Below are 20,795 nucleotides of genomic sequence, written 5' to 3' on the forward strand. Positions count from 1 at the left end.
CCGGCCCGCGTCGGCGCCACGAGGGTGTCGCGCCGCTCCGGCGCTTGCGCCTTGGCGGCCGGCTGTTTAATTCCATCCGTATGGATTGAAAAGGGGAAAGGTCTGGATGGGGCGGCCGCGGAGCATCGACCGGGACAAGGTCCTCGACATCGCCGAGCGGATCGTGCGCGAGGAGGGGGCGACGGCGTTGACCTTCGACGCCGTGGCGCGGGCGGCCGGGATCACCAAGGGTGGCCTGCAATACTGCTTCGGCAGCAAGGACGATCTGGTCGCCGCCATGGCCGACCGCTGGCTGGCGGGCTTCGACGCGGAGGTCGCCCGCCACACACCGGCCGACGGGACCCGCGTGGACCACGTGCGCGGCTACGTGACGGCGTCGGCACGGATCGACGAGGCCACACAGACCAAGATCGCCGGCATGCTCGTGAGCTTGCTGCAATCGCCGAAACATCGGGAGCAGGCGCGCGGCTGGTACGCGGCGTGGCTGACGCGCCTCGAACCCGGCTCCGAGGCGGAGCGGAGGGCCCGCGCGGCCTTCTTCGCCGCCGAGGGCGCCTTCTTCCTGCGCAGTCTCGGCCTCGTGGCGTTGGACCAGGGCCAATGGGACGCCGTCTTCGACGACATCCTCGCGCTCCTCTGAACCTCCGGGATCCGGAGCGACGACCGTCACCGCACCGCTCTAGACTCGCGGGCAAGGTGGCTGCCGCTGAGGAACACCTCCCGGGCCGGCTGATCCGGCCGCTCGATCCCCTCGAACAGCAGGCGCATCGCCTGGGTGCCGATCTCGGCGACTGGCTGCTCGATCACGGTGAGGGCCGGCCCAGCGAACTCGGTCAGGGCTCGTTGCCGAAGCCGGCAGGTGCGAGGTGGCGCGGGAGCACGAGGTTCACGGCCTTGGCCGCCCGCACGGCGCTTGTCGGGATGAGCCCGTTCGGGACGACGCGCGCCACCGGCTGGCCGGGCTCCTCGAGCCAGCGCGTTGCCTCCTCCCTCGCGGCCGCCGCGTTCGGGGCGACACTGCGGACCTGCAACGCCAGACCGTGCCGCCCCATGGCCTCCAGATAGGCGGCGCGGCGCTCCTGCGCGGCCGAATTCGACGATCCGAACAGACTGTCGATCCGACGCGGGTTGTGACCGGGCGTGCCGCGGTGCTCAGCGGCCTGTCGGCGATGATCCGGTTCGGCCGCTCGGGCATAGCCCGGTTCGACCAGATCGTGTGGCGGCCGCATCCCGGGGAGATCTGTGGCCTGACGCCGCTCCGCGTCGCGATGGCCGGCACATCGGGCCGGCCCGTCGGGGAGCCCTCCCTGGAGATCGGCGCCCGGTAGACCGGCACCTTCGCGGGCCGGCCGCTCGACGCGGTCGCTGTCGTCTTCGAGAGGCGAGCCTGCGGCCCGCTCGCCCTGTCCAGCATCGCCCGGACGCGGAGCGCGCCGGGACCGGTCCACGAGATCCCGAGCAGGCCATGATGGAGCTGGATCCGGGGATCCAGATCAACCCGGGGCTCCGGCTGCCACCGAAGCGCCAGAACATCGACGATCCGGATCAGACCCGATTTCCATTGCGCCACAGAAACATACCGGACACCTCCGTGGTCGGCGCCAAACCGTCGGTTGATCTCTTCTCCCTCGTGAGGCTCGCGGGGACCTGGCAGCTCGTGACCGCTGGCCGGACGTCAGCTGGCCGCGGAGGGCCGGGGGCCGGCCTCCGGTGGGGCGCCCGCGCCGATCATCCGGCGGTCGACGGCGGCGAGGGTATCGAGCAGGCGCTTCCGGAGCCGCGCCGCACCCTCCAACTCGAGCGCGTCCACGTCGACGTAGAAGTCGATCCCCCGGGCGTGCTCGGAGAAGATCGTCTCGGTCGCCTCGGCGGTGAGGTCGCCCTCGACGGCGTAGGGGACGACCTCGCGGCTGATGCCCTTCATGCGGATCGGCTCCTGCGGGCTCGCCTGGACGATATCGCTCACCAGCGCGTAGGTTTCGTAGCTCAGGGTGATGCCACCCGGCATCGCGGCCGCCTGGAGGCGGGCGGCGAGGTTCGCTTCCGCGCCGATGATCGTGTAGTCCATCCGCTCGTCGCTGCCGAAGTTGCCGACGTTGCAGTAGCCCGTGTTGATCCCGATCCGCGCCTGGAACGGGCGCTCGATGCCGGACCGCCGCCAGCGGGCATTGAGCTGGCCGAGGCGCGTCTGCATCTCGATCGCCATCCGGACGCAGGCCTGCGCGTCCTCGCGGACGCCCCGGCTCTCCGGATCGCCGAAGAAGACCAGCATCGCGTCCCCGATATACTTGTCCACCGTGCCGCCGTGCTTGACCGCGATGGCGGTCATCTCGGTCAGGTACTCGTTGAGGAGTGCGGTCAGCTCCTCGGGCTGCAGGCGCTCGGTGGTGGCGGTGAAGTCCTTGATGTCGGAGAAGAAGATCGTCAGCTTCTTGCGCTCGGTCGCCATCGACACGTCCCGCTCGCCGCTGAAGATGCTCTTGTAGACCTGGGGCGAGATGTACTTCGCGATCTGCACCGAGACCGACGCCAGAAAGCCGTTGGACTCGGTCAGCTCGCGATTCATCCGGTCGATGAGGCGCGACTGTCGCGCCTGCAGCAGCAGGACGGTGGTGCCGGCGAGCGCCGCCAGGATGAAGTAGCCGAGCAGGTACTTGAAGGCGAAGACGTTGGCGGCGATCGGCTGGTGCAGGACGATCTCCTGGATGCCGCGGACGTCGCCGACCTTCCAGTCCGTCTTCGGGCTCAGGGGATGGGCATTGTGGCAGCGCACGCAGGCGGATTCCATGCGAATCGGCGCCGCGATGCGCACCTGCCGATCGAAGATCGATCCCGTCGTCTCGCTGACGAATCCGGTCTGGGGACGGGCCCGGAGGTCCGCCAGCGCCTGGACCTCGAACGCGTCGAGATCGTGCGGCTTGCGGTCCTTGAAAGGGAGATCGGAGACGAAGCGATACTTCACCGAGCCGTCCCCGCCGCTGATCCGCTCGCCGAGCTCCAGGGAGAGCGTCGCGGGGATCGGGATCGCGTTCGGTACGCCCTTGTAATCGTGCCGCGTCTCGACCCGGCCCGTCGCCGCGTTGACCGCCTGGACCACGTCACTGGCGTAGAAGCTGCGCATCTGATCGATGATCCGGCCGGTCTCGATCGCCTGCGTGGCGAGCATGCGCTCGGACAGGCCGCGCAGGTCGAGCCACACCGCGACCGGCAGCCCGACCAGGCCGAACAGGATCGCCGCCACGAGGAGCGGCCCCATGAATCGCTGCTGGCGCGCGACCGACTCGTCAAAACCCGACATCACCCACAACCCCGAGGCACCAGCACATAGCCCCTTGCTTGGCTCCTTCCATATACAGGCAATTCTTTGCCGGGACGTATTTACTTTCCGTCCGAAACGCGGACCGCGGCGCCAATTCAGTGTCTGTGGGACATGAAGTCAACAGAGTCTATCAACCACAAGATGTCGTGCTGCGCATGGACAGCCGCGCCGGACACCGAGACCTGGCGCCAGGCCGATCGCCGCCGGCTGGGCACACCGTCGTCCGGTTCGCTCAGATCGCTCCGGGCCCTCCCAGCATGGGATTTCGCGAACGGCCCCTATAGTCGGCGCCTCGACTGTCTGATCGCGAGGACGCGGGACCGGACGGAGAACCGTGTCGCTTCAGCGTCGACCCGGGGAGGGTGCGATGGCGGATGTTCTGATCGTCGGGGCCGGACCGGTCGGCCTGACACTCGCCTGCGAACTCGCCCGGCACGGGGCGCGCTGCCGGATCGTCGACGGCGCGGCGCAGCCGTCGCCCTATTGCCGCGCGATCGGGGTCACCCCGCGCACCCTCGAAGTCTGGGAGGACATGGGCCTTGCCCGCGAGATGATCGACGCGGGTCTCTGGCTCACGGGTCTGCGCACGGTTCTCTACGGCCAGCCGCCGGTCGACGCGCTCAGTCCGCCCCTGGACCTGCCCTACGCGTCGCTCGGACTTCCGCAGTCCGAGACCGAGCGTGTCCTGACCCGCCACCTGGAGCGCTGCGGCCTGCGGGTCGAGCGCGGCCTGCGCCTGACCGCCCTGGAGCAGGACGATGCCGGTGTCCGCGTGCGACTGCAGGATGACGGCGGAGCGGTCGCGGAGGCGGGCTTCCGCCACGTCGTCGGCTGCGACGGCGCCCACAGCACGGTCCGGCGCCCTCTGGCTGACTTGCAGGTGGGGCGGAGCCGACACAGGCTATGTCGCCGATACAGACGTATCGCTCGGTCCAGCCTTTCGCCGCGACGTTCTCGCCGAGAGCGCCCAGTGGGGAGCGCGGCGGATGATCGCCGATCTCCGAGGCCCAGGCGGCGTGATTGTCCTGCGGATACGGATGGAGCGTCTTATCAGAGTCGCCACGGTAGCGGAGGTCGGACGCTTGCCGGGCCGGCTTCTGCGACAGTCCCTAGAGGCTCCACGAGGCTCTGGGGCTCCGCGGCAACCGCCGCATCCGCCGGAGCGAGGGGCGAGACAGGTGTTCCGCCGAGGTGCGCGATCGCCGTCACCCTCGGCAAGGTCGGCGTCGTCCCGGTTCGCTGCTTGATCTCATCGGAGCGCGGCGACACCGCGGCCTCGGTCTGGGGGCGATCGTTGAGGCAGGCACGTGCGATGGAGGCTCGTCCTGTTCCGATGCTTGGAGGGGATCATCCGGCGGTTCGGCGATGGCCGGAACGGTCGTGTCGCAGGTGCATTCTCTTCCGGATCGAAGAGGAGCATCAGCATGCGCATCATTGGACAAGCATCCGTCATCGCTCTCGTGACACTCATGAGCGTCGGCGCGGCTGAGGCGAAGGGCTGCATCAAGGGCGCGATCATCGGCGGTCTGGCGGGCCATTACCTGGCCGAGCGCGGCGTCGTCGGCGCCGTCGCCGGCTGTCTCGGCGGCCGCTACCTCGCCAACCGGCAGGCGCGGCGCAGGGAGATCGAGTACGGCTCGCGGGTCCAGCCGCGCGACACCGGTTACGGCGCGCCCCAGGCCTACCCGCGCCGGTCCTACAGCTACTGACAGACAGCGGGGGCGGCTCGGGCCGCCCCGCACCCCTCGTGGTCGAACCGGCACGTTCCGTGCGCGGCGGGAACGCCGTCAGACCATCGTGAGGCTGATCCCATGCACCGAGACGAGCCGACGGCGTGCCGGTTCGCCCAGCGCGGAGGCGCGGTCACCCCGGTGAGGGCAGCCGCTCCGGTCTTCGAGTTCCGACCGGTCGGTTCGGTCAGCCCTTCTTGCCCTGCTTGTAGCTCTGAATAGCGCCCTGGCAGCCCGGCGAGAGTTTCGCCATGTTCTTCTCGAAACAGGCCTGCGTCTCGGCCCCCTCGTCGGGCGGCATGTCACCGCAGAAGGTCGTAAAGTCGCCCATGCATTGCTGCTGAAGCGTCGCCTTGTCGTCGGCCGACATCGGGGCGGCGAGAGCCGCCGTGGCCGCCACGGACAGAAGCAGGGCGGTCGTAATCAGACGTACCGGCATGGTGATGCTGTTCCTCGCGTCGATGAACCGCTCAGAAAGCCGAAGGGGCGGGAAACCGTTGCATGCGATGAACCGATCGCGACCATAAAAAACGAAGGGGCGCCCGGCTGGGCGCCCCTCTGAGCCACTTGTGTTCCAGTCCGATCAGTCGTCCCAGTCGCCATCGTGGTGGCCGTAGCCGTACCCGCGACGCTCGATCACGCGAACACCCGGACGATCCCAGTCACGGTGGCCGAAGCGGACGCCGCGATAGCCGTCGCGGTAGCCCTCGCGCACGATCACGCGGGAATGACCGTAACCCGGTTCGTAGCCGTAGCCGCTACCCCACTCGTGAGCCTGAGCGGCGGAGGCGGCGCCCAGGACCGCCGCGCCGGCAGTCAAGGTCATGACGAGCTTTTTCATGATCAATCCTCTAGTTACGATTTCAAACAACAAATGCAGAAGGCACTTATCGCGTTCCATCGAGGGCAATTTTCATCATCCAGTGTTGTTCATCCGAAATTCATGTTCATCCGCGCCCCGGTTCCGAGCCCAAGCTCGGCCACGCGTGTTCGACATCTTCGAATGACCGGTCTCTGCTCAGACCAACCCATCCGGCCGAAAGCTCCGGACGGGACGAAGTCTCTGTCAGCGACGGGTGACGGTCGTGTCGCTTCCGAGGCTGCCAGCCCCGCCGCCGCCGCTCTGCGTGGTCAAGCCGGTCGACTCCGTTCCGCCGAACTTCGTCTCGTGGCCGGCTGCGCAGCCGGACGCACCCGGGCTTCCGGCAAAGCGCCCACGATGCTGCATCTCGCGGCCTGGAGACGTGGACGATGCGCCCTGTTCCGTAGCGCCTGCGCTGGCCCCGAGAGCCAGGGTAGCGAGGACGATAATCGGCAAGCGTGGCATCGCGCATCTCCTGTTCTGGAGGCACTCACGGCAGCTTCGCCGAGACCGTTCCAGGGACCCGCGCCACCTTCGCTGTCGTGACGGCACGCAGTCACGCTCAGCACGCGCGTTTCGGGCATCGCGATGCGGGTAGACCGCGGTCCGGATCTGCGCTCGGTCTCGCGTGATACCGAATACTGCAGCGTTGCTCGCGGGAATGCCGGGCTTTAGCCACGCCTTCGTTACGCCCGGGAACGGTTCGGTGCCGGACGCCGTATCTGGACTGACGCGGGGCAATCCCCGCTACGAGGGAGCCATCCATGATCCGCACGCCAACGTTGATCCTCCTCGGCACACTGGCGCTGGCCGGGGGTATTCTCGGGTCCTCGTCGGCCGCCATGGCCGATCCGCCCTGGGCCCGCGGGGAGCGCGGCTTCCGGCACGGCGGCCCGCCACCCTGGGCGCCCGCTCACGGCTATCGCCGCCAGCACGAATTCGGCGGGTACGGCCGCCGGGATGCGCGGTTCTACGAAGGGCGACGCTACGGCGGTTACCGCTACGATCGTTACTGAGCGACGGGCCGCTCGCGCGGCGGTGCTGCCCGGAGCATCCAGCCTCGCCTGGCCGCGTCGACCAGACGATTGCACACCAGCGCTGCGTCGTAAAACGCTGACGGGACGAGGCGAGCACCGTCGCTTCGGCCGTCTTCCAGCCGCGCGGGCACGCCCTCTGGCAAAGGGCGCTCGTCGAGCGCTTCGGCGAGACCCGCTCCGGCCTCGGCTCGGACTTCGACGGGGCCGTCGTCTCGAACGCCATCCGCTCGATGGCCGGCACGCAGGCGACCTTCCGGGCCCTCGCCGCGTGAGGATTCGGGCGGGCCCTGATTGGGAACCCCGCGCTCGGGATCTGGATGCGCGTCTTGGAGCGGATGATCGGCTGATCGTCAGGCGACGGCCGGGTGGACTAACGGGGCGAGCGCCGCACCCTCCTCAACCCGACGACCCGCGCTCACGCCGTCCCGGTCAGCGCCCGCCCCGGCAATCGGGTGGCCAGGACCTTGTCGATGCGACGGCCGTCCATATCGACCACCTCGAGGCGCCAACCCTCCGCGACGAGGGCGTCGCCCGCCGCCGGGATGCGGCCGAGCTGGAAGATGACGTAGCCGGCCAGCGTCGTGTAGTCGTCCGTATCGGGCGGGTCGGTGAAGGCGAGGCGCTCGAACGCGTCCTCGGCCGGCATCATGCCGTCGATGAGGAGCGAGCCGTCCTCGCGCTCGACCACGGCCGGATCCTCCCCGATCTCGGGAATGTCGCCCGCGATGGCCTCGAGGAGATCCGTCTGCGTGACGAGCCCCTCCAGGCTGCCGTACTCGTCGACGATCACCGCCAGCTGCACGGGGTTGCGCTGGAAGCTCTCCAGCGCCGTGAGGACCGTCATGCCCTCGTGGACGACGTTCGGCGGCCGCATGGCGGCGGCGATGTCGAGGGGCTGCCCGTCGAGGATCTGATCGAGCAGATCCTGCTTGCGCAGCACGCCGACGACCTCGTCGATGCCGCCGCGGCTCACCAAGACATGGGCGTGGCTGCAGGCGCGGACCGCCCGCGTGATCTCCTCGGGCGATCCGTCGAGGTCGACCCACTCGACCTCGTGGCGCGGCGTCATGATCTCGCGGACCCGCCGATCTCCCAATCGGAAGATGCGCTCGACCGCTTCCTGCTGCGCCTCGCGGATGAGGCCGGCCTCGCGGCTCGCCTCGACCAGGAGATTGAGTTCCGCCGTCGAGTGGTGTCCACCTTCGCCGTGGCCGGGCTGCAATCCGCAGAGGCGCAGGACGCCGTTGCCGAGGCCGTTCAGGAACAGGATGGCCGGGCGGAACACGAACAGGAATACGCTGAGCGGGCGGATCACCGCGAGGGCCGTGCGCTCGCTGCGCTGGAGCGCGAGGCTCTTCGGCGCCAGCTCACCCAGCACGATGTGCAGCGCCGTTATGATGACGAACGAGATCACCACCGCGACCGTGTGCGCGGCCGCCGTGGAGAGCATGTCCGGCGCCCACGTCAGGGCGGGCAAGATCAGGTGGGCCAGTGCCGGCTCGCCGACCCAGCCCAGCGCGAGGGACGAGATGGTGATGCCGAGCTGAGTCGCCGCGAGGTGGGCGTCGAGGTGGTCCGTGGCCCAGAGCAGCGCCTTCGCGTTCACGCGCCGCTCGGCGACGAGTTCGGCCACGCGGCTCCTGCGCACCGCGACCAGGGCGAATTCCGCTGCCACGAAGAAGCCGTTCGCCAGAACCAGGGCGAGGACGGCAAACAACCCTAAGGCAGTCGCCCAACCGTCGTCCAAAATCGACACCTCCCGTGTGGCCATCATGCCGCCCGCGTCCCGACGGTCTGTACAGGAGAGAGGCCGCGCGGCCTACGGGCTTCCGGGCCCGAGCGGCCTCGGCGTTGTCGCCGACGAACCCCGGGACACCTCGGCGGGCTGCCTCTGGCCCAGACCGATCCTGCAGGTGATCGAGAGCGCACCTATCAGCGGGGTGATGCGGCCGGTCGCGAGGCGGCTTCGAGCTTCGCAGACGGCGGTGCGCCGGGCATCGCCCGCCGGCTCCGGGGATCGGTTCATCCCCGCGCGCCGAGACTCGGGGCGCCCTTGCCCCGCGGCACGAGCCCGCCCCTCGCGGTGTCAGTGGCTGCCGCCGAGATACGCCGCCCGCACGGCCGGATCGTTGCGCATCTGCTGGGCCGGGCCCTGGAAGCGGATCCGCCCGTTCTCCAGCACGTAGGCGTGGTCGGCGACGCCGAGCGCCGCCATGGCGAACTGCTCGACGAGCAGCATCGTCACCTGCTCGGCCTTGAGCAGCCGGATGATCCGGAAGACCTCCTCCACGAGCTTCGGGGCGAGACCCATCGAGGGCTCGTCCAGCAGGAGGATCTCGGGCCGCAGCATCAGGGCCCGGCCCATGGCGAGCATCTGCTGCTCGCCGCCGGATAGGGTACCGGCGAGCTGCGTGCGCCGCTCCTTCAGCCGCGGGAACATCTCGAAGGCGCGCTCGCGGTCGGCCGCGACGTCGCCCTTCGGGCGCGAGCCGGTGAGCCGCGGGAAGGCGCCGAGCGTCAGGTTGTCCTCGACCGAGAGCGTCGGGAAGACCCGCCGGCCCTCCGGCGAGTGCGCGAGGCCGAACCGGGCGACATCGTGGCTGTCGAGGCCGCCGATCTCGCGCCCGTTCAGGCGGATCGAGCCCGCCCGCGGACGGATCATGCCCGAGAGGGCGCGCATCGTGGTGGTCTTGCCGGCGCCGTTGGAGCCGATCAGCGCCACGACCTGACCCTTCGGAACCTGGAAGTCGAGGCCGTGCAGGACCTCGACCTGGCCGTAGCCGGCCGACAGACCCGTGACCTCAAGCATGGGTCATCTCCTCGTCGGCGACGGGACTGCCGAGATAGGCCTCGACCACCTTCGGATCGGCCTGGACCTCGCGGGCGCTGCCCTCGGCGATCTTGTGGCCGAAATCGAGGACGCTGACGCGGTCGCAGAGCCCCATGACGACATCCATGTGGTGCTCGATCAGGATGACGGTGATCCCGGCGTCGCGGATCTTGCGGATGATCGCCGTCAGCTCGGCGATGTCGGGGGCGGTCAGGCCCGCGGCGGGCTCGTCGAGGAGAAGGAGCACCGGGTCGAGGGCGAGCGCCCGCCCGATCTCGAGGAGGCGCTGCTTGCCGTAGGGCAGGTTGCGCGCCTCCACCTGTGCCAGGGCGCCGAGGCCGACGAAGTCGAGGATCGCCATGGCGCGGGCGCGCTGCTCCCGCTCCTCCCGGCGCCGGCGGGGCGTGCCGAGGATCGCGTCCAACAGGGTGCCGCGGAAGCTGTGGTGAAGCCCGACCAGCACGTTCTTCAGAGCCGTCATCTCGCGGAAGAGCTGCACGTTCTGGAAGGTGCGGGCGACGCCGGCGGCGGCGATCTCGGAAGGCGTGCGCCCGTCGAGGCGCTTCGTCCCCTGGCCGCGCGCGAGCGTCACGCTGCCGCCGGTCGGCCGGTAGATGCCGGTGAGCACGTTCATCATCGTGCTCTTGCCGGAGCCGTTGGGGCCGATCAGGCCGTGGATCGTGCCCGGCCGCACGGTGAGGTCGACGCCCGCCAGGGCCTTGAGGCCACCGAACTGCATCAGGGCCTGCTCGACGGAGAGGAGCGGGTCGGCGCCCCGGTCGCCGCTCTGCACGCTGAGCGCCGCGCCCTCGGCGTGGAGGCTCTTGCCCTCGGCGGTGTGGGCCGGGCGCAGGGCGGGGATCTTCTCGCGGAGGAAGCCCACGATCCCGTCCGGCAGGTAGTAGACCACGAACAGGATCATCAGGCCGAACACGGTCAGCCGGAAGTCGGTGACGGATTCGAGCGCGAGCGTCGCCGGGAAGAAGGCGAGGCAGAGGCCGACCGGCACCAACAGGGCGTACCGGTTCTCCCGGCGGCGCAGGAAGGCGAGCCCGCCCACCACCAGCGCCGCGGCGGCGATGATCCCCGCCATGATCCGGACGAGGCCGATATCGGCGAGCACGTTCGGCATCATCACGATGATTGCCGAGCCGATGATCGGCCCTGCCCGCGACTTGCGGCCGCCCATCGTCACGGCCAGCAGGAACAGCACGGTCAGCTCGAACCCGTAGGAGTTCGGCGCCACGTAGCGCTCCGACCACGCGAACAGCGCGCCAGCGAGGCCCGCCAGCGCCGCCGAGATCACGAAGGCGTAGACCTTGTAGCGGTAGACGCTCACGCCCATGCAGTCGCAGGCGATCGGCGAGTCGCGCAGAGCCTCGAAGGCGCGACCATAGGGCGAGCGCACCACCCGATTGACCACCAGGATGGTGGCCAGCAGCGCCAAGCAGACGAGATAGTAGAACTCGAGCTTGCGCCCGGCCGCGCCCCAGGGGGCCTGCAGGCCGAGGAGCGAGAAGTCGAGGACGCGGGCCGGGGGCAGGGTGATGCCCAGCGGGCCGTTGGTCAGCGGCGTCAGCTCATTGATGAAGATCTGGACGATCGTGCCGAAGGCCAGCGTCACCATGGCGAGGTACGGGCCGGTCACCCGCAGGGCCGGCACGGCCAGCAGCACGCCGAAGGCGGAGGTCACGCCGATCCCGGCCAGGATGCCCCACCAGATCCCGAGCTTGAAGTGCAGGAACAGCACCGCCGCCGAGTAGGCACCGACACCGAACAGTCCGGCATGGCCGAGGCTCACCTGGCCGGTATAGCCGACCACGATGTCGAGCCCGAGGATCAGGATCGCGTAGATGGCGATCACCACCATCAGGTGGATGTAGTACGAGCTCGTGACCACGTGTGGGAACACGGCGAGGCCGACGACCAGCAGCACGGCACCGAGGACGCCCATGTGGCGCGACAGGCTGGGGGCGGCGGCCGGGATCGGCGCGTCGGTGGGGGCGAGAGTCTGCGCCATGGCTCAGGCTGCCGTGAGGGTTGCGCGGGCGGTCACGGTCAGACCTTCTTGATGACGGCCTTGCCGAACAGGCCGACCGGGCGGATGGAGAGGACGACGAGAAGCAGGATCAGGCCCGGCACGTCCTTGTAGCCGGTCGAGATGTAGAAGCCGGTCAGCGTCTCCGCGACGCCGAGGATCAGGCCGCCGACGATGACGCCGAGGCCGGATTCGAGGCCGCCGATGATCGCCACCGCGAAGGCCTTGAGGGCCAGGACCGAGCCCATCGTGGCGCCGGTCAGGGTGACGGGCGCCACCAGCACGCCCGCGAAGGCCGCCGTCATGGCGCTGATCGAGTAGGAGAGGGTGATTACCTTCTGGGTGTTGATGCCCATCAGCCCGGCGGCGTCGATGTCGTTGGAGGTGGCGACCACCGCCTTTCCCCAGATCGACTTGCGATTGAAGATCTCCACCGCGAGCATCATCAGCAGTGCGCCGGCGACGATCAGCAGCTCCATCGGCAGGATGCGCACGCCGCCGACCTGCAGCGCCGTCTCGGGGAGCGGGGAGGGGAACTTCAAGTCGTCGCGACCCCAGATGTTCTCGGCGACGTTCTTGAAGATGATGCCGAGCGCGATGGTCGCCATGATCCACCCGTACTCGGACTTGATCTTCACGGCGGGACGCACGCCGAGGCGCTCGACCACCGCACCGAGGGCGAAGCCGAAGACCAGGACCAGCGGGATCATCAGCCAGTAGCCGACGAACGGTACCAGGGTGAGCCCGAACAGGGCCCCGAGCGCCAAGGCCTCGCCCTGGCCGAAATTGAGCGTCTTCGAAGTCGCGAAGGTGAGCTGATAGCCGAAGGCAATGGCGGCGTAGATCATGCCGACCGCGACGCCGGAGGCGATGAGCTGGAGCAGGATTTCCATGGGATCGCTGTCACCGGAGGGACGTCCGGTCGCGCGGCGAGGGCCGCGCAACCGTGCTGCGTAGCGGCGGCCGCGCCCGGGAAGGCGCGGCCTCACCGGGCCTCAGTTCGAGGACTTCTCCTTGACGCGGACCACGCCCGCGTTCTTGGCGTCCTCGTCCTTCGCGTAGACGATCTTGCCGTCCTGCACCTTCCCGAACACGACCATGTTGCGCGAGATCGCGTTGTGGTCCTTGGCGGTGAAGGGCTTGTCGTAGGTAGTGACGACGCCCTCGACCTTCTCGTTCAAATTCTCCAGCGCCGTGCGGATCTTCGCGCCGTCGGTGCCGCCGGCCTGCTTGATCGCCGCGGCCAGCAGGTAGATCGAGTCGTAACCCTGGGCGCCGGCCACGGGTGTCGGGATCTTCGTCACGCCGTAGGTCTTGTAGTAGTTCTCCAGGAACGCCTTGCGCTTCGGCAGGGTCTGATCCTCGATGAAGGTCTGCGGCATGATCACGCCGTTGCCGTTCGTGCCGGCGATGTCGATGAAGCTCTGCATCGAGGACGGCCAGCTGGTGATCATCGGGACCTTCCAGCCGAGCTTGGCCATGCCGTTGGCGATCTGGGCCAGCTCCGGCCCGATGCCGTAGGCGAGGATCACCTCGGCGCCGGCCTGCTGCGCCTTCAGCAGCTGGGCCGTCATGTCGACGTCCTTGATGTTGAACTTCTCGACCGCGACGGGCTTCACGTTCTTGGTCGCGAGGTACTTCTCGATGTCCTCGCGGCCCAGCTGACCGTAATTGGTCGAGTCGGCGAGGATCGCGATCTTCTTGTGGCCCTGGGCGAGCGCCTCGTCGACCATCAGTCCGGCCTGGAGCACGTCGTAGGCGGAGTTCCGGAAGACGTAGTTCGCGTCGTAATCCGGCTCCTTGAACTGGTTGGTGATGATCGTCCCGGTCGCGACGTTGTTGAAGACGGGAATCTCGGCTTCCTGATAGAAGCGCTGGGCGGCCAGCGCGACGCCGGTGTTGATGAACCCGACGGTGGCGACCACCTTCTCCTTGTTGATCAGCTCCTGAGCGACCTGCGCGCCGACCTCGTTCTTGGCCTCGTCGTCGCGCTCCACGAGCTGGATCGGCCGGCCGAGCACGCCGCCGGCCTTGTTGATCTCGGCGGCGGCGAGCTTGGCGCCGTCCCGCATCGAGACACCCATCGAAGACGACCCACCCGTGAAGGGGCCGCTCAGCCCGATCTTGATCGGGTCCGCGGCCCGCGCCGGGGCCGACACCATCGTCAATAACAGCACCGCGGCTGCAGCGCGACCTGCGAAGACCATCGTTTCCTCTCCAAGATTCCGCACGCGCGGTGTGCCCTTCGACGTGGCACTCTGGAAGGCTGATCTCCCGACTCAGGTCGAGCCGTCAAGCTACCATTTTGCTGGATCCCAGACGATTAATACAGATTGTCGGTCTGGGACGACCGAAAAGCTGCAGGTGAGCAAATTTACGGCAGGTCGTCGCTGACGGCGGATTAAGCGCGGAGGGCGTACGTGATGGAGGCGCCGCCGGCCGGGGTGATCTACTCTCAGAGGCGTCTCACGCTTCGGGCGCTCGCTCATGAACGCGCTCGCTCCGCCTGGGTCAGCCCATCGTATCCCCAGCTGTCCTTCGGCACCTCGTGGATGACGATATAGGACACTTCGGTCAGATCGGCCCCGAGCACAGTTTTCAGAAGCCTGTTCGCCTCGACGATGAAGCGCGATTTCTCGTCGGCCGTGTTCGTGCCGGCGCTGACGGTGGCATCCACCTGCGCGACGCGGGAAACCGGCTCGCCGCCGACGCGCCATCCCGCCAGGGGTACTTCTTCGACCAGCACCCCGACGAGAGGGCCGACCTTGTGCAGGATGTCGACCATCAGTCTGGTGATGCCCGCCTGGATCGACGCGATCTGGTCTCGCTCCAGCGGCCGGCCCGCGATTTTGACGTTGATGAAGGGCATGGACGCCGCTCTCGCTGTTCGAGACCGCCCGAGCGGTCCGCGACGCAGGTCTAGCTGAGAGGTCGAGTTCGGAAAATTCGGAATTTCTCTGGAGATACTTCGGCAAAATCGAACGCTACGGCATCGAGCCGGAGCGTCGCGACGCGGGCTGACAGCGGTGCACCGGCGAACGAGCGGGCCCCTTCCAACCGATCGATACGCGATCCGTCGTCGCGATCCGGGTCCGCGACCGCGCTGGGACGGATCACCTCCACCGAAGTTCGGTCTCTCCGTTGACACCCGTCACGACGGCGCTTCCCGATTCCCCGGGAACATTCGTGATTCACGGAGAGGACTGAGCGAAGGAAGTCTCCGCCTCACGCCACGTGAGCGCCGATCGTTTCGAGAAGGATGTCGGTCAGGCGCGCGACGGCCGGCGACAGCTCGGCTTCCGCCTGATGGAGCGTCAGAGCGGCGTTCGGGAGGGATGGCAGGCCGGTCGCGGCGGGGTCGAGGACGCTCAGCGTCTTCGGCAGGCCGACCGCGGTGCGCGCGGTAATGCCGAGGCCACCCTCGGCTGCGGCCCAGAGGCCCGAGAGGCTGGGGCTCGTGAAGACCAGCCGCCAGGGCAGGCCGCGAGCGTCCAGGGCAGACACGGCCGCAGACCTGAAGGTGCACGGCGGGGCGAAGGCCGCGAGGGGAACGGGTTCCCGCCCGAGACCTGCGAGACCCGGCCAGTCCGGCGGGCCGATCCAGCGGATCGGCACGTCCGCAACCCGCTGCGCGTGAGGGGCGCCGCCGCCGTCGCCCCAGACTAGCGCCACGTCGAGTTCGTCCTTCAGGGTCTTCTCGATGAGCTGCGCGCCGAGCCCGACCTGCACCTCGATGCGCACCCTCGGATAGGCCCGCGAGAACCGCTTGAGCACCGCCGGAAGCCAGCTCTCGGCGAAATCCTGCACGAGGCCCAGCCGCGCCCAGCCTTCGAGTTCCGTTCCGCGCAGTCGGTCGACCGCCTCGTCGTTGAGCTCCAGAAGCCGCTTCGCGTAGCCGAGCATGCTCTCGCCGGCGGCTGTCAGCGCGAGGCCGCGTCCGGCCTTCTGCACGAGCGGCTGCCCGACCTGCTCCTCGAGCTTCCGGAGCTGGGTGCTGACGGCGGATTGCGACCGTCCCAGCCGCTCGGCGGCGCGGGCGAAGCTGCCGAGCTCGAACCCGGTCACGAAGGTTCTGAGCACGTCCATGTCGAGATTGGTGCGCGCGGCCATCGTTCGGTTTTACGGAAGTTTTAGTTTCAGAAATTCAAATATTCCGGACGATGATGGGCAGGTATCGGGGGAGGCGTCAAGCCGGCCGGATCGTGCCGAGAGACTTCGCTGGAGACCGTCACCTATGCCTCTCGTTCGGATCTCGCTCATAAAGGGCAAGTCATCGGAGCACATCCGCGCCCTCTCCGACGGCGTTCATCGCGGGCTGCGCGACGTCTACGGCGTACCGGCCGACGACCGCTTCCACCTCATCCACCAGCACGCGCCGGACGAGTTGATCTACGATCCCGACTATCTCGGGCTTCACCGCACGGACGACGTGGTGATCATCCACATCGTCGCGGGGAACTGGCGGGACACGGCGCAGAAGAAGGCGCTCTACAGGGCGATCACCGACAACCTCGTCGCCGATCCAGGCCTGCGTCCGGAAGACGTGCTCATCGTCTTGTCGCCGAACGCGCGCGACGAGTGGTCCTTCGGCAACGGCTTGGCGTCCTACAGCCAGAACGACGTGCGCTGACCCGACCGGCGCGCCGCGCGCTGTTGGGGAGGCATGCCGTCTCGATGGCTGGACTGCGGCGGTCTTCACACAGGCCGCCGCCGCACCCGCGGATGCCGCGGTCGAGGTCGCGATCGCCGCGTTCGCGAGGCACAGCTGCGCCGAGCATCTCGCGCCACCCTCCGCGATTGCGCCGACGGCGACGGCAGGCTCGCGGTCTCGGAAGCGACCGAGTCGCGGCGGGCGAGCCATCGCAACCGATGGCTCGCCCGCCGCTTCAGGCTCGAAGTGTCAGGGGCTCAAGAGCACCCTGTCGTCGAACCGCAGGTGTCGCACTTCAGGCAGGTGCCGTTGCGGACCAGCGTGAAGTTCGCGCATTCCGGGCAGGCCTCGCCGACGTAGCCCTTCATCTTCGCCTCCGCGCGGCGGTCGGCGACGCTCCGCTCGGCCTTGGCGAAGGGGAGGGTGTCGGCGATCGTCTCGGCCTGACCAGCCGTCGCCGGCTCCGCCTTCAGCGCCGCGCTGCCGCGGATCGCGTGGACCGTACCGCCGGCCGGAGCCGACTGTCCGGCGCTCGCCGCACCCACGCCGAGGCTAGCGCCGGCCGGGCCGCCCTGGATCAGGGTGAGCCGGTCGGCCGAGCCGCGCAGCAGGCCGCGGGAGACGACCGAGGAGGCCGGCGCCGGCTTCGGACCCTCGCGGGTCGTATCGCCGCTCTCGCCGCCGCCGATCACCGTGCCGCCGATCTCGGCGGGGCTGACATGGGCGAGATCGGCGCGGCCGAGATACGAGACTGCCAGCTCGCGGAACACGTAGTCGAGGAGCGAGGTCGCGTTCTTGATCGCGTCGTTGCCCTGGACGAAGCCGGCCGGCTCGAACCGCGTGAAGGTGAAGGCCTCCACGTACTCCTCCAGCGGCACGCCGTACTGGAGGCCCAGCGAGATCGCGATGGCGAAGTTGTTCATCAGGCTCCGGAAGGTCGCGCCCTCCTTGTGCATGTCGATGAAGATCTCGCCGAGGCGGCCGTCGTCGTACTCGCCGGTGCGCAGGTAGACTTTGTGGCCGCCCACCACCGCCTTCTGGGTGTAGCCCTTCCGGCGGGCCGGCAGCTTCTCCCGGGAGCGGATTCGCTCGACGCGCTCTATCACCCGCTCGACGATCTTCTCCGCGGCGGCGGCGGCCTTGGCGGCGGCCGGCGCCTGGATCAGGGCCTCGATCCCCTCATCGGCCTCGTCATCGTCATCCGAGATGAGGGCCGAATTGAGCGGCTGCGACAGCTTCGAGCCGTCGCGGTAGAGGGCGTTCGCCTTCAGGGCGAGGCGCCAGGACAGCAGGTAGGCTGCCTTGCAATCCTCCACCGTGGCGTCGTTCGGCATGTTGATGGTCTTGGAGATCGCGCCCGAGATGAAGGGCTGCGCCGCCGCCATCATGCGGATGTGGCTCTCGACCGACAGGTAGCGCTTGCCGATCCGGCCGCACGGATTGGCGCAGTCGAAGACCGGGTAGTGCTCGAGCTTCAGGCCCGGAGCGCCCTCCAGCGTCATCGCTCCGCAGATGTGCGTGTTGGCGGCCTCGATGTCCTTCTTAGAGAAGCCAAGGAACGGCAGCAGCTCGAAGGTCGGGTCCGACAGCTTCTCCGCCGGGACCTTCAGGGTCTGGGTCAGGAAATCGTCGCCCAGCGTCCAGCGGTTGAACACGAACTTGATATCGAAGGCCGACTTCAGGCCCTTCTCCACCGCGGCGATCTTCTCGTCGGTGAAGCCCTTGGCCCGCAGCGTCGTCGGGTTGATGCCCGGCGCCTGACCCATCGAGCCGTGGCCGACCGCGTAGGCCTCGATCTCGGCGATCTCGGATTCGCGGTAGCCGAGCGCCCGCAGGGCGTCCGGCGCGGCCTGGTTGATGATCTTGAAGTAGCCGCCGCCGGCGAGCTTCTTGAACTTCACCAGGGCGAAGTCCGGCTCGATGCCGGTGGTGTCGCAATCCATCACGAGGCCGATCGTGCCGGTCGGCGCGATCACGGTGGCCTGGGCGTTGCGGTAGCCGTGCTCCTCGCCGAGCTTCAGCGCCCGGTCCCAGGCGGCGCGGGCGTGGTCACCCAGATCCGCCTGCGGGATGTTGGCGTGGTCGAGGGCGACCGGCGCGACGTTCAGGAACTCGTAGCCCTCGGCCTCGCCGTGCGCGGCCCGGCGATGATTGCGGATGACGCGCAGCATCGCGTCGGCATTCTCCTCGTAGGCCGGGAAGGTGCCGAGCTCCGAAGCCATCTCGGCCGAGGTCGCGTAGGCGACACCCGTCATGATCGCCGTGAGCGCGCCGGCCAGGGCCCGACCCGCGTCGGAATCGTAGGGCAGGCCCATGGTCATCAGCAGGCCGCCGATATTGGCGTAGCCGAGGCCGAGCGTCCGGTAGCGGTAGGAGAGCTCCGCGATCTCCTTCGACGGGAACTGCGCCATCATCACGGAGATCTCGAGCACCACCGTCCAGAGGCGGTTGAGGTGCTCGAACGCCTCGGCGTCGAAGCGCTTGGTCTCCCGGTCGTACATCGTCAGCAGGTTCGCAGACGCGAGATTGCAGGCGGTGTCGTCGAGGAACATGTACTCGGAGCACGGATTCGAGGCCCGGATCCGCCCGCCCGCCGGGCAGGTGTGCCAGTCGTTCATCGTCGTGTTGAAGTGCAGGCCCGGATCCGCCGAGGCCCAGGCGGCCTCGCCGATCCGCTCCCACAGGTCACGGGCCTTGAGGGTCTTGGTGACCTTCCCGGTGGTGCGGGCGGTGAGCTGCCAGTCGGCATCCGCCTCGACGGCGCGCAGGAAGTCGTCGGTCAGCGAAACCGAGTTGTTGGAGTTCTGGCCGGCAACCGTGAGGTAGGCCTCCGAATCCCAGTCGGTGTCGTAGACGGGGAACTCGATCTTGGTGAAGCCCTGGCGCGCGAACTGCACCACGCGCTTGATGTAGGAATCCGGCACGGAGGCGCGGCGGGCGGCCTTGATCTCGCGCTTGAGAGCCGGGTTGCGCTCCGGATCGAAGCATGCATCCCCTTCCGCCTCGCACTGCGTGCAGGCCTTCATCACCAGCGTCAGGTGCTTGGAGACGACCTTCGAGCCCGTCACCAGGGCGGCGACCTTCTGCTCCTCCTTCACCTTCCAGTCGATGAAGGCCTCGATGTCCGGGTGGTCGATATCCACGATCACCATCTTGGCGGCGCGCCGCGTGGTCCCGCCCGACTTGATGGCGCCCGCCGCCCGGTCGCCGATCTTGAGGAAGCTCATCAGGCCCGACGACTTGCCGCCGCCGCCGAGCTTCTCGTTCTCCGAGCGCAGCATCGAGAAGTTGGAGCCGGTGCCCGAGCCGTACTTGAACAGGCGCGCCTCACGCACCCACAGGTCCATGATGCCGCCGTCGTTGACGAGGTCATCCTGGACCGACTGGATGAAGCAGGCATGCGGCTGCGGGTGCTCGTAGGCCGACGCCGACTTGGTCAGCACGCCAGTCTGCGGGTCGCAGTAGTAGTGGCCCTGGCTCGGTCCATCGATGCCGTAGGCCCAGTGGAGGCCGGTGTTGAACCATTGCGGCGAGTTGGGCGCCACCATCTGGCGGGCCAGCATGAAACGCAGCTCGTCCATGAAGGCCGAGGCGTCCTCCTCCGAGGAGAAGTAGCCGCCCTTCCAGCCCCAGTAGGTCCAGCAACCCGCGAGCCGGTCGAAGACCTGTGTGGCGGAGGATTCGGAGACGAAGCGCTCGTCCTCGGGGAGTTCCGCCAGGGCGGCGTCGTCCGGAACGGAGCGCCACAGGAAGGACGGAACCGCGTTCTCCTCGACCTTGCGCAAACGGGCCGGGACGCCCGCCTTGCGGAAGTACTTCTGCGCGAGCACGTCGCTCGCGACCTGGCTCCAGCTCTCCGGCACGTCGATGCCGTCGAGGCGGAACACCACCGAGCCGTCCGGGTTGCGGATCTCGCTCAGCGCCTTGCGGAAAGGGATCCCGGCGTAGGGCGATTGTCCGGCCGTGGTGTAGCGACGCTCGAACCGCATGAAATACACCTCTCCCGACGGGACGCGAACGTCCCGGCCCCGCGCGACGCGGGGTCTAGCCCGATAGTGGGATTCGCGGCCGACCACGCCCGGCTGAGAGACGTGCCCCGGTCCCGCGAACGAAAATTAGGAACGGTCGCCCCTGCCCAACGCACCACTTCCGCGGGGCGCGACCGATGCAGGGAGATTACCGCCGCCTTCACTCTCACGTCAACAAGTGGTGTTCGGCGGGCTTGTTCCCCGCTAGATGTTGTGCCGGCTCGCAAAAGTCTGTGGATATCGTCCCGGACCGGGATAAGTGTCCTTCCGGCTTTCGGGAATCGGATCGGGAAAATTTTA

At 68.4% G+C, this 20,795-nt stretch carries 17 protein-coding genes and 2 pseudogenes; 5 read left to right on the forward strand and 14 right to left on the reverse strand.

Features of this window, described 5'->3' with window-relative positions:
• Nucleotides 1–106: 106 nt before the first annotated feature.
• Nucleotides 107–640, forward strand: coding sequence for a TetR/AcrR family transcriptional regulator (locus J3A75_RS04245; RefSeq protein ID WP_012317310.1), 534 nt, complete (start codon nt 107–109; stop codon nt 638–640).
• Between the two features lie 26 nt (nt 641–666).
• On the opposite strand, the gene J3A75_RS04250 is transcribed toward J3A75_RS04245, so the two are convergent.
• The 3 genes from J3A75_RS04250 to J3A75_RS04260 all read right to left on the reverse strand — a co-directional run bounded on the left by J3A75_RS04250 (nt 667) and on the right by J3A75_RS04260 (nt 3,298).
• Nucleotides 667–807, reverse strand: coding sequence for a LacI family transcriptional regulator (locus tag J3A75_RS04250; RefSeq protein ID WP_085985305.1), 141 nt, complete (start codon nt 805–807; stop codon nt 667–669).
• A 26-nt stretch (nt 808–833) separates the two neighbouring features.
• Entirely contained in the window at nt 834–1,448 is a 615-nt protein-coding gene (locus J3A75_RS04255; protein WP_209649727.1) for a hypothetical protein, read from the reverse strand.
• A 227-nt stretch (nt 1,449–1,675) separates the two neighbouring features.
• Nucleotides 1,676–3,298: an adenylate/guanylate cyclase domain-containing protein gene (locus J3A75_RS04260; protein ID WP_209649729.1), complete on the reverse strand. Its 1,623-nt coding sequence runs from the start codon at nt 3,296–3,298 to the stop codon at nt 1,676–1,678.
• Nucleotides 3,299–3,686: 388 nt separating this feature from the next.
• Between J3A75_RS04260 and J3A75_RS04265 the strand changes: the two are divergent.
• Nucleotides 3,687–4,127, forward strand: a pseudogene (locus J3A75_RS04265) (FAD-dependent monooxygenase); the annotation flags it as partial.
• 88 nt (nt 4,128–4,215) lie between these two features.
• Here the strand turns inward: J3A75_RS04265 and J3A75_RS36360 are convergent.
• A pseudogene (locus J3A75_RS36360) lies at nt 4,216–4,425 on the reverse strand (MOSC domain-containing protein); the annotation flags it as partial.
• A gap of 318 nt (nt 4,426–4,743) precedes the next feature.
• Between J3A75_RS36360 and J3A75_RS04270 the strand changes: the two are divergent.
• A complete protein-coding gene (locus J3A75_RS04270) occupies nt 4,744–5,028 on the forward strand; it encodes a hypothetical protein (protein WP_012317313.1) in 285 nt (94 codons plus the stop codon).
• 208 nt (nt 5,029–5,236) lie between these two features.
• Here J3A75_RS04270 and J3A75_RS04275 read toward each other — a convergent pair whose 3' ends face one another.
• Both J3A75_RS04275 and J3A75_RS04280 read right to left on the reverse strand, forming a co-directional pair.
• Nucleotides 5,237–5,488, reverse strand: a complete 252-nt coding sequence (locus J3A75_RS04275) for a hypothetical protein (protein ID WP_012317314.1) — start codon at nt 5,486–5,488, stop codon at nt 5,237–5,239.
• A gap of 144 nt (nt 5,489–5,632) precedes the next feature.
• A complete protein-coding gene (locus J3A75_RS04280; RefSeq protein WP_012317315.1) occupies nt 5,633–5,890 on the reverse strand; it encodes a hypothetical protein in 258 nt (85 codons plus the stop codon).
• 785 nt (nt 5,891–6,675) lie between these two features.
• Here J3A75_RS04280 and J3A75_RS04285 point away from each other — a divergent pair.
• The gene (locus tag J3A75_RS04285; RefSeq protein WP_012317316.1) at nt 6,676–6,927 is read left to right on the forward strand and encodes a hypothetical protein; all 252 of its coding nucleotides are present in this window, start codon (nt 6,676–6,678) and stop codon (nt 6,925–6,927) included.
• Between the two features lie 436 nt (nt 6,928–7,363).
• On the opposite strand, the gene J3A75_RS04290 is transcribed toward J3A75_RS04285, so the two are convergent.
• From J3A75_RS04290 to J3A75_RS04320, 7 genes are all read right to left on the reverse strand, one after another.
• Nucleotides 7,364–8,719 (reverse strand): hemolysin family protein, encoded by a 1,356-nt coding sequence (locus J3A75_RS04290; protein WP_083374475.1) that lies wholly within the window; start codon nt 8,717–8,719, stop codon nt 7,364–7,366.
• 315 nt (nt 8,720–9,034) lie between these two features.
• Complete coding sequence (locus tag J3A75_RS04295) at nt 9,035–9,757, reverse strand: ABC transporter ATP-binding protein (RefSeq protein ID WP_024827743.1); 723 nt, start codon at nt 9,755–9,757, stop codon at nt 9,035–9,037.
• On the reverse strand, nt 9,750–11,798 hold the full coding sequence (locus tag J3A75_RS04300; RefSeq protein WP_209649731.1) for an ABC transporter permease subunit: 2,049 nt from the start codon (nt 11,796–11,798) through the stop codon (nt 9,750–9,752). The genes J3A75_RS04295 and J3A75_RS04300 overlap by 8 nt, the downstream gene beginning before the upstream one ends.
• A gap of 38 nt (nt 11,799–11,836) precedes the next feature.
• On the reverse strand, nt 11,837–12,709 hold the full coding sequence (locus J3A75_RS04305; RefSeq protein WP_010682997.1) for a branched-chain amino acid ABC transporter permease: 873 nt from the start codon (nt 12,707–12,709) through the stop codon (nt 11,837–11,839).
• A gap of 102 nt (nt 12,710–12,811) precedes the next feature.
• Complete coding sequence (locus J3A75_RS04310; RefSeq protein ID WP_012317321.1) at nt 12,812–14,023, reverse strand: ABC transporter substrate-binding protein; 1,212 nt, start codon at nt 14,021–14,023, stop codon at nt 12,812–12,814.
• Between the two features lie 278 nt (nt 14,024–14,301).
• Nucleotides 14,302–14,685 carry a tautomerase family protein gene (locus J3A75_RS04315; RefSeq protein ID WP_070998377.1) on the reverse strand — a complete coding sequence of 128 codons (384 nt, stop codon included), beginning with the start codon at nt 14,683–14,685 and terminating at the stop codon, nt 14,302–14,304.
• Nucleotides 14,686–15,041: 356 nt separating this feature from the next.
• Entirely contained in the window at nt 15,042–15,926 is an 885-nt protein-coding gene (locus J3A75_RS04320) for a LysR substrate-binding domain-containing protein (RefSeq protein ID WP_070998379.1), read from the reverse strand.
• A gap of 124 nt (nt 15,927–16,050) precedes the next feature.
• On the opposite strand from J3A75_RS04320, the gene J3A75_RS04325 reads away from it, so the two are divergent.
• Entirely contained in the window at nt 16,051–16,446 is a 396-nt protein-coding gene (locus tag J3A75_RS04325; RefSeq protein ID WP_070998381.1) for a tautomerase family protein, read from the forward strand.
• Between the two features lie 278 nt (nt 16,447–16,724).
• Here the strand turns inward: J3A75_RS04325 and J3A75_RS04330 are convergent, their stop codons facing one another.
• Complete coding sequence (locus tag J3A75_RS04330) at nt 16,725–20,456, reverse strand: vitamin B12-dependent ribonucleotide reductase (RefSeq protein WP_029358504.1); 3,732 nt, start codon at nt 20,454–20,456, stop codon at nt 16,725–16,727.
• Nucleotides 20,457–20,795: the final 339 nt, after the last annotated feature.

The sequence above is a fragment of the Methylobacterium sp. PvP105 genome (genome assembly GCF_017876975.1).
Taxonomy (GTDB): domain Bacteria; phylum Pseudomonadota; class Alphaproteobacteria; order Rhizobiales; family Beijerinckiaceae; genus Methylobacterium; species Methylobacterium radiotolerans.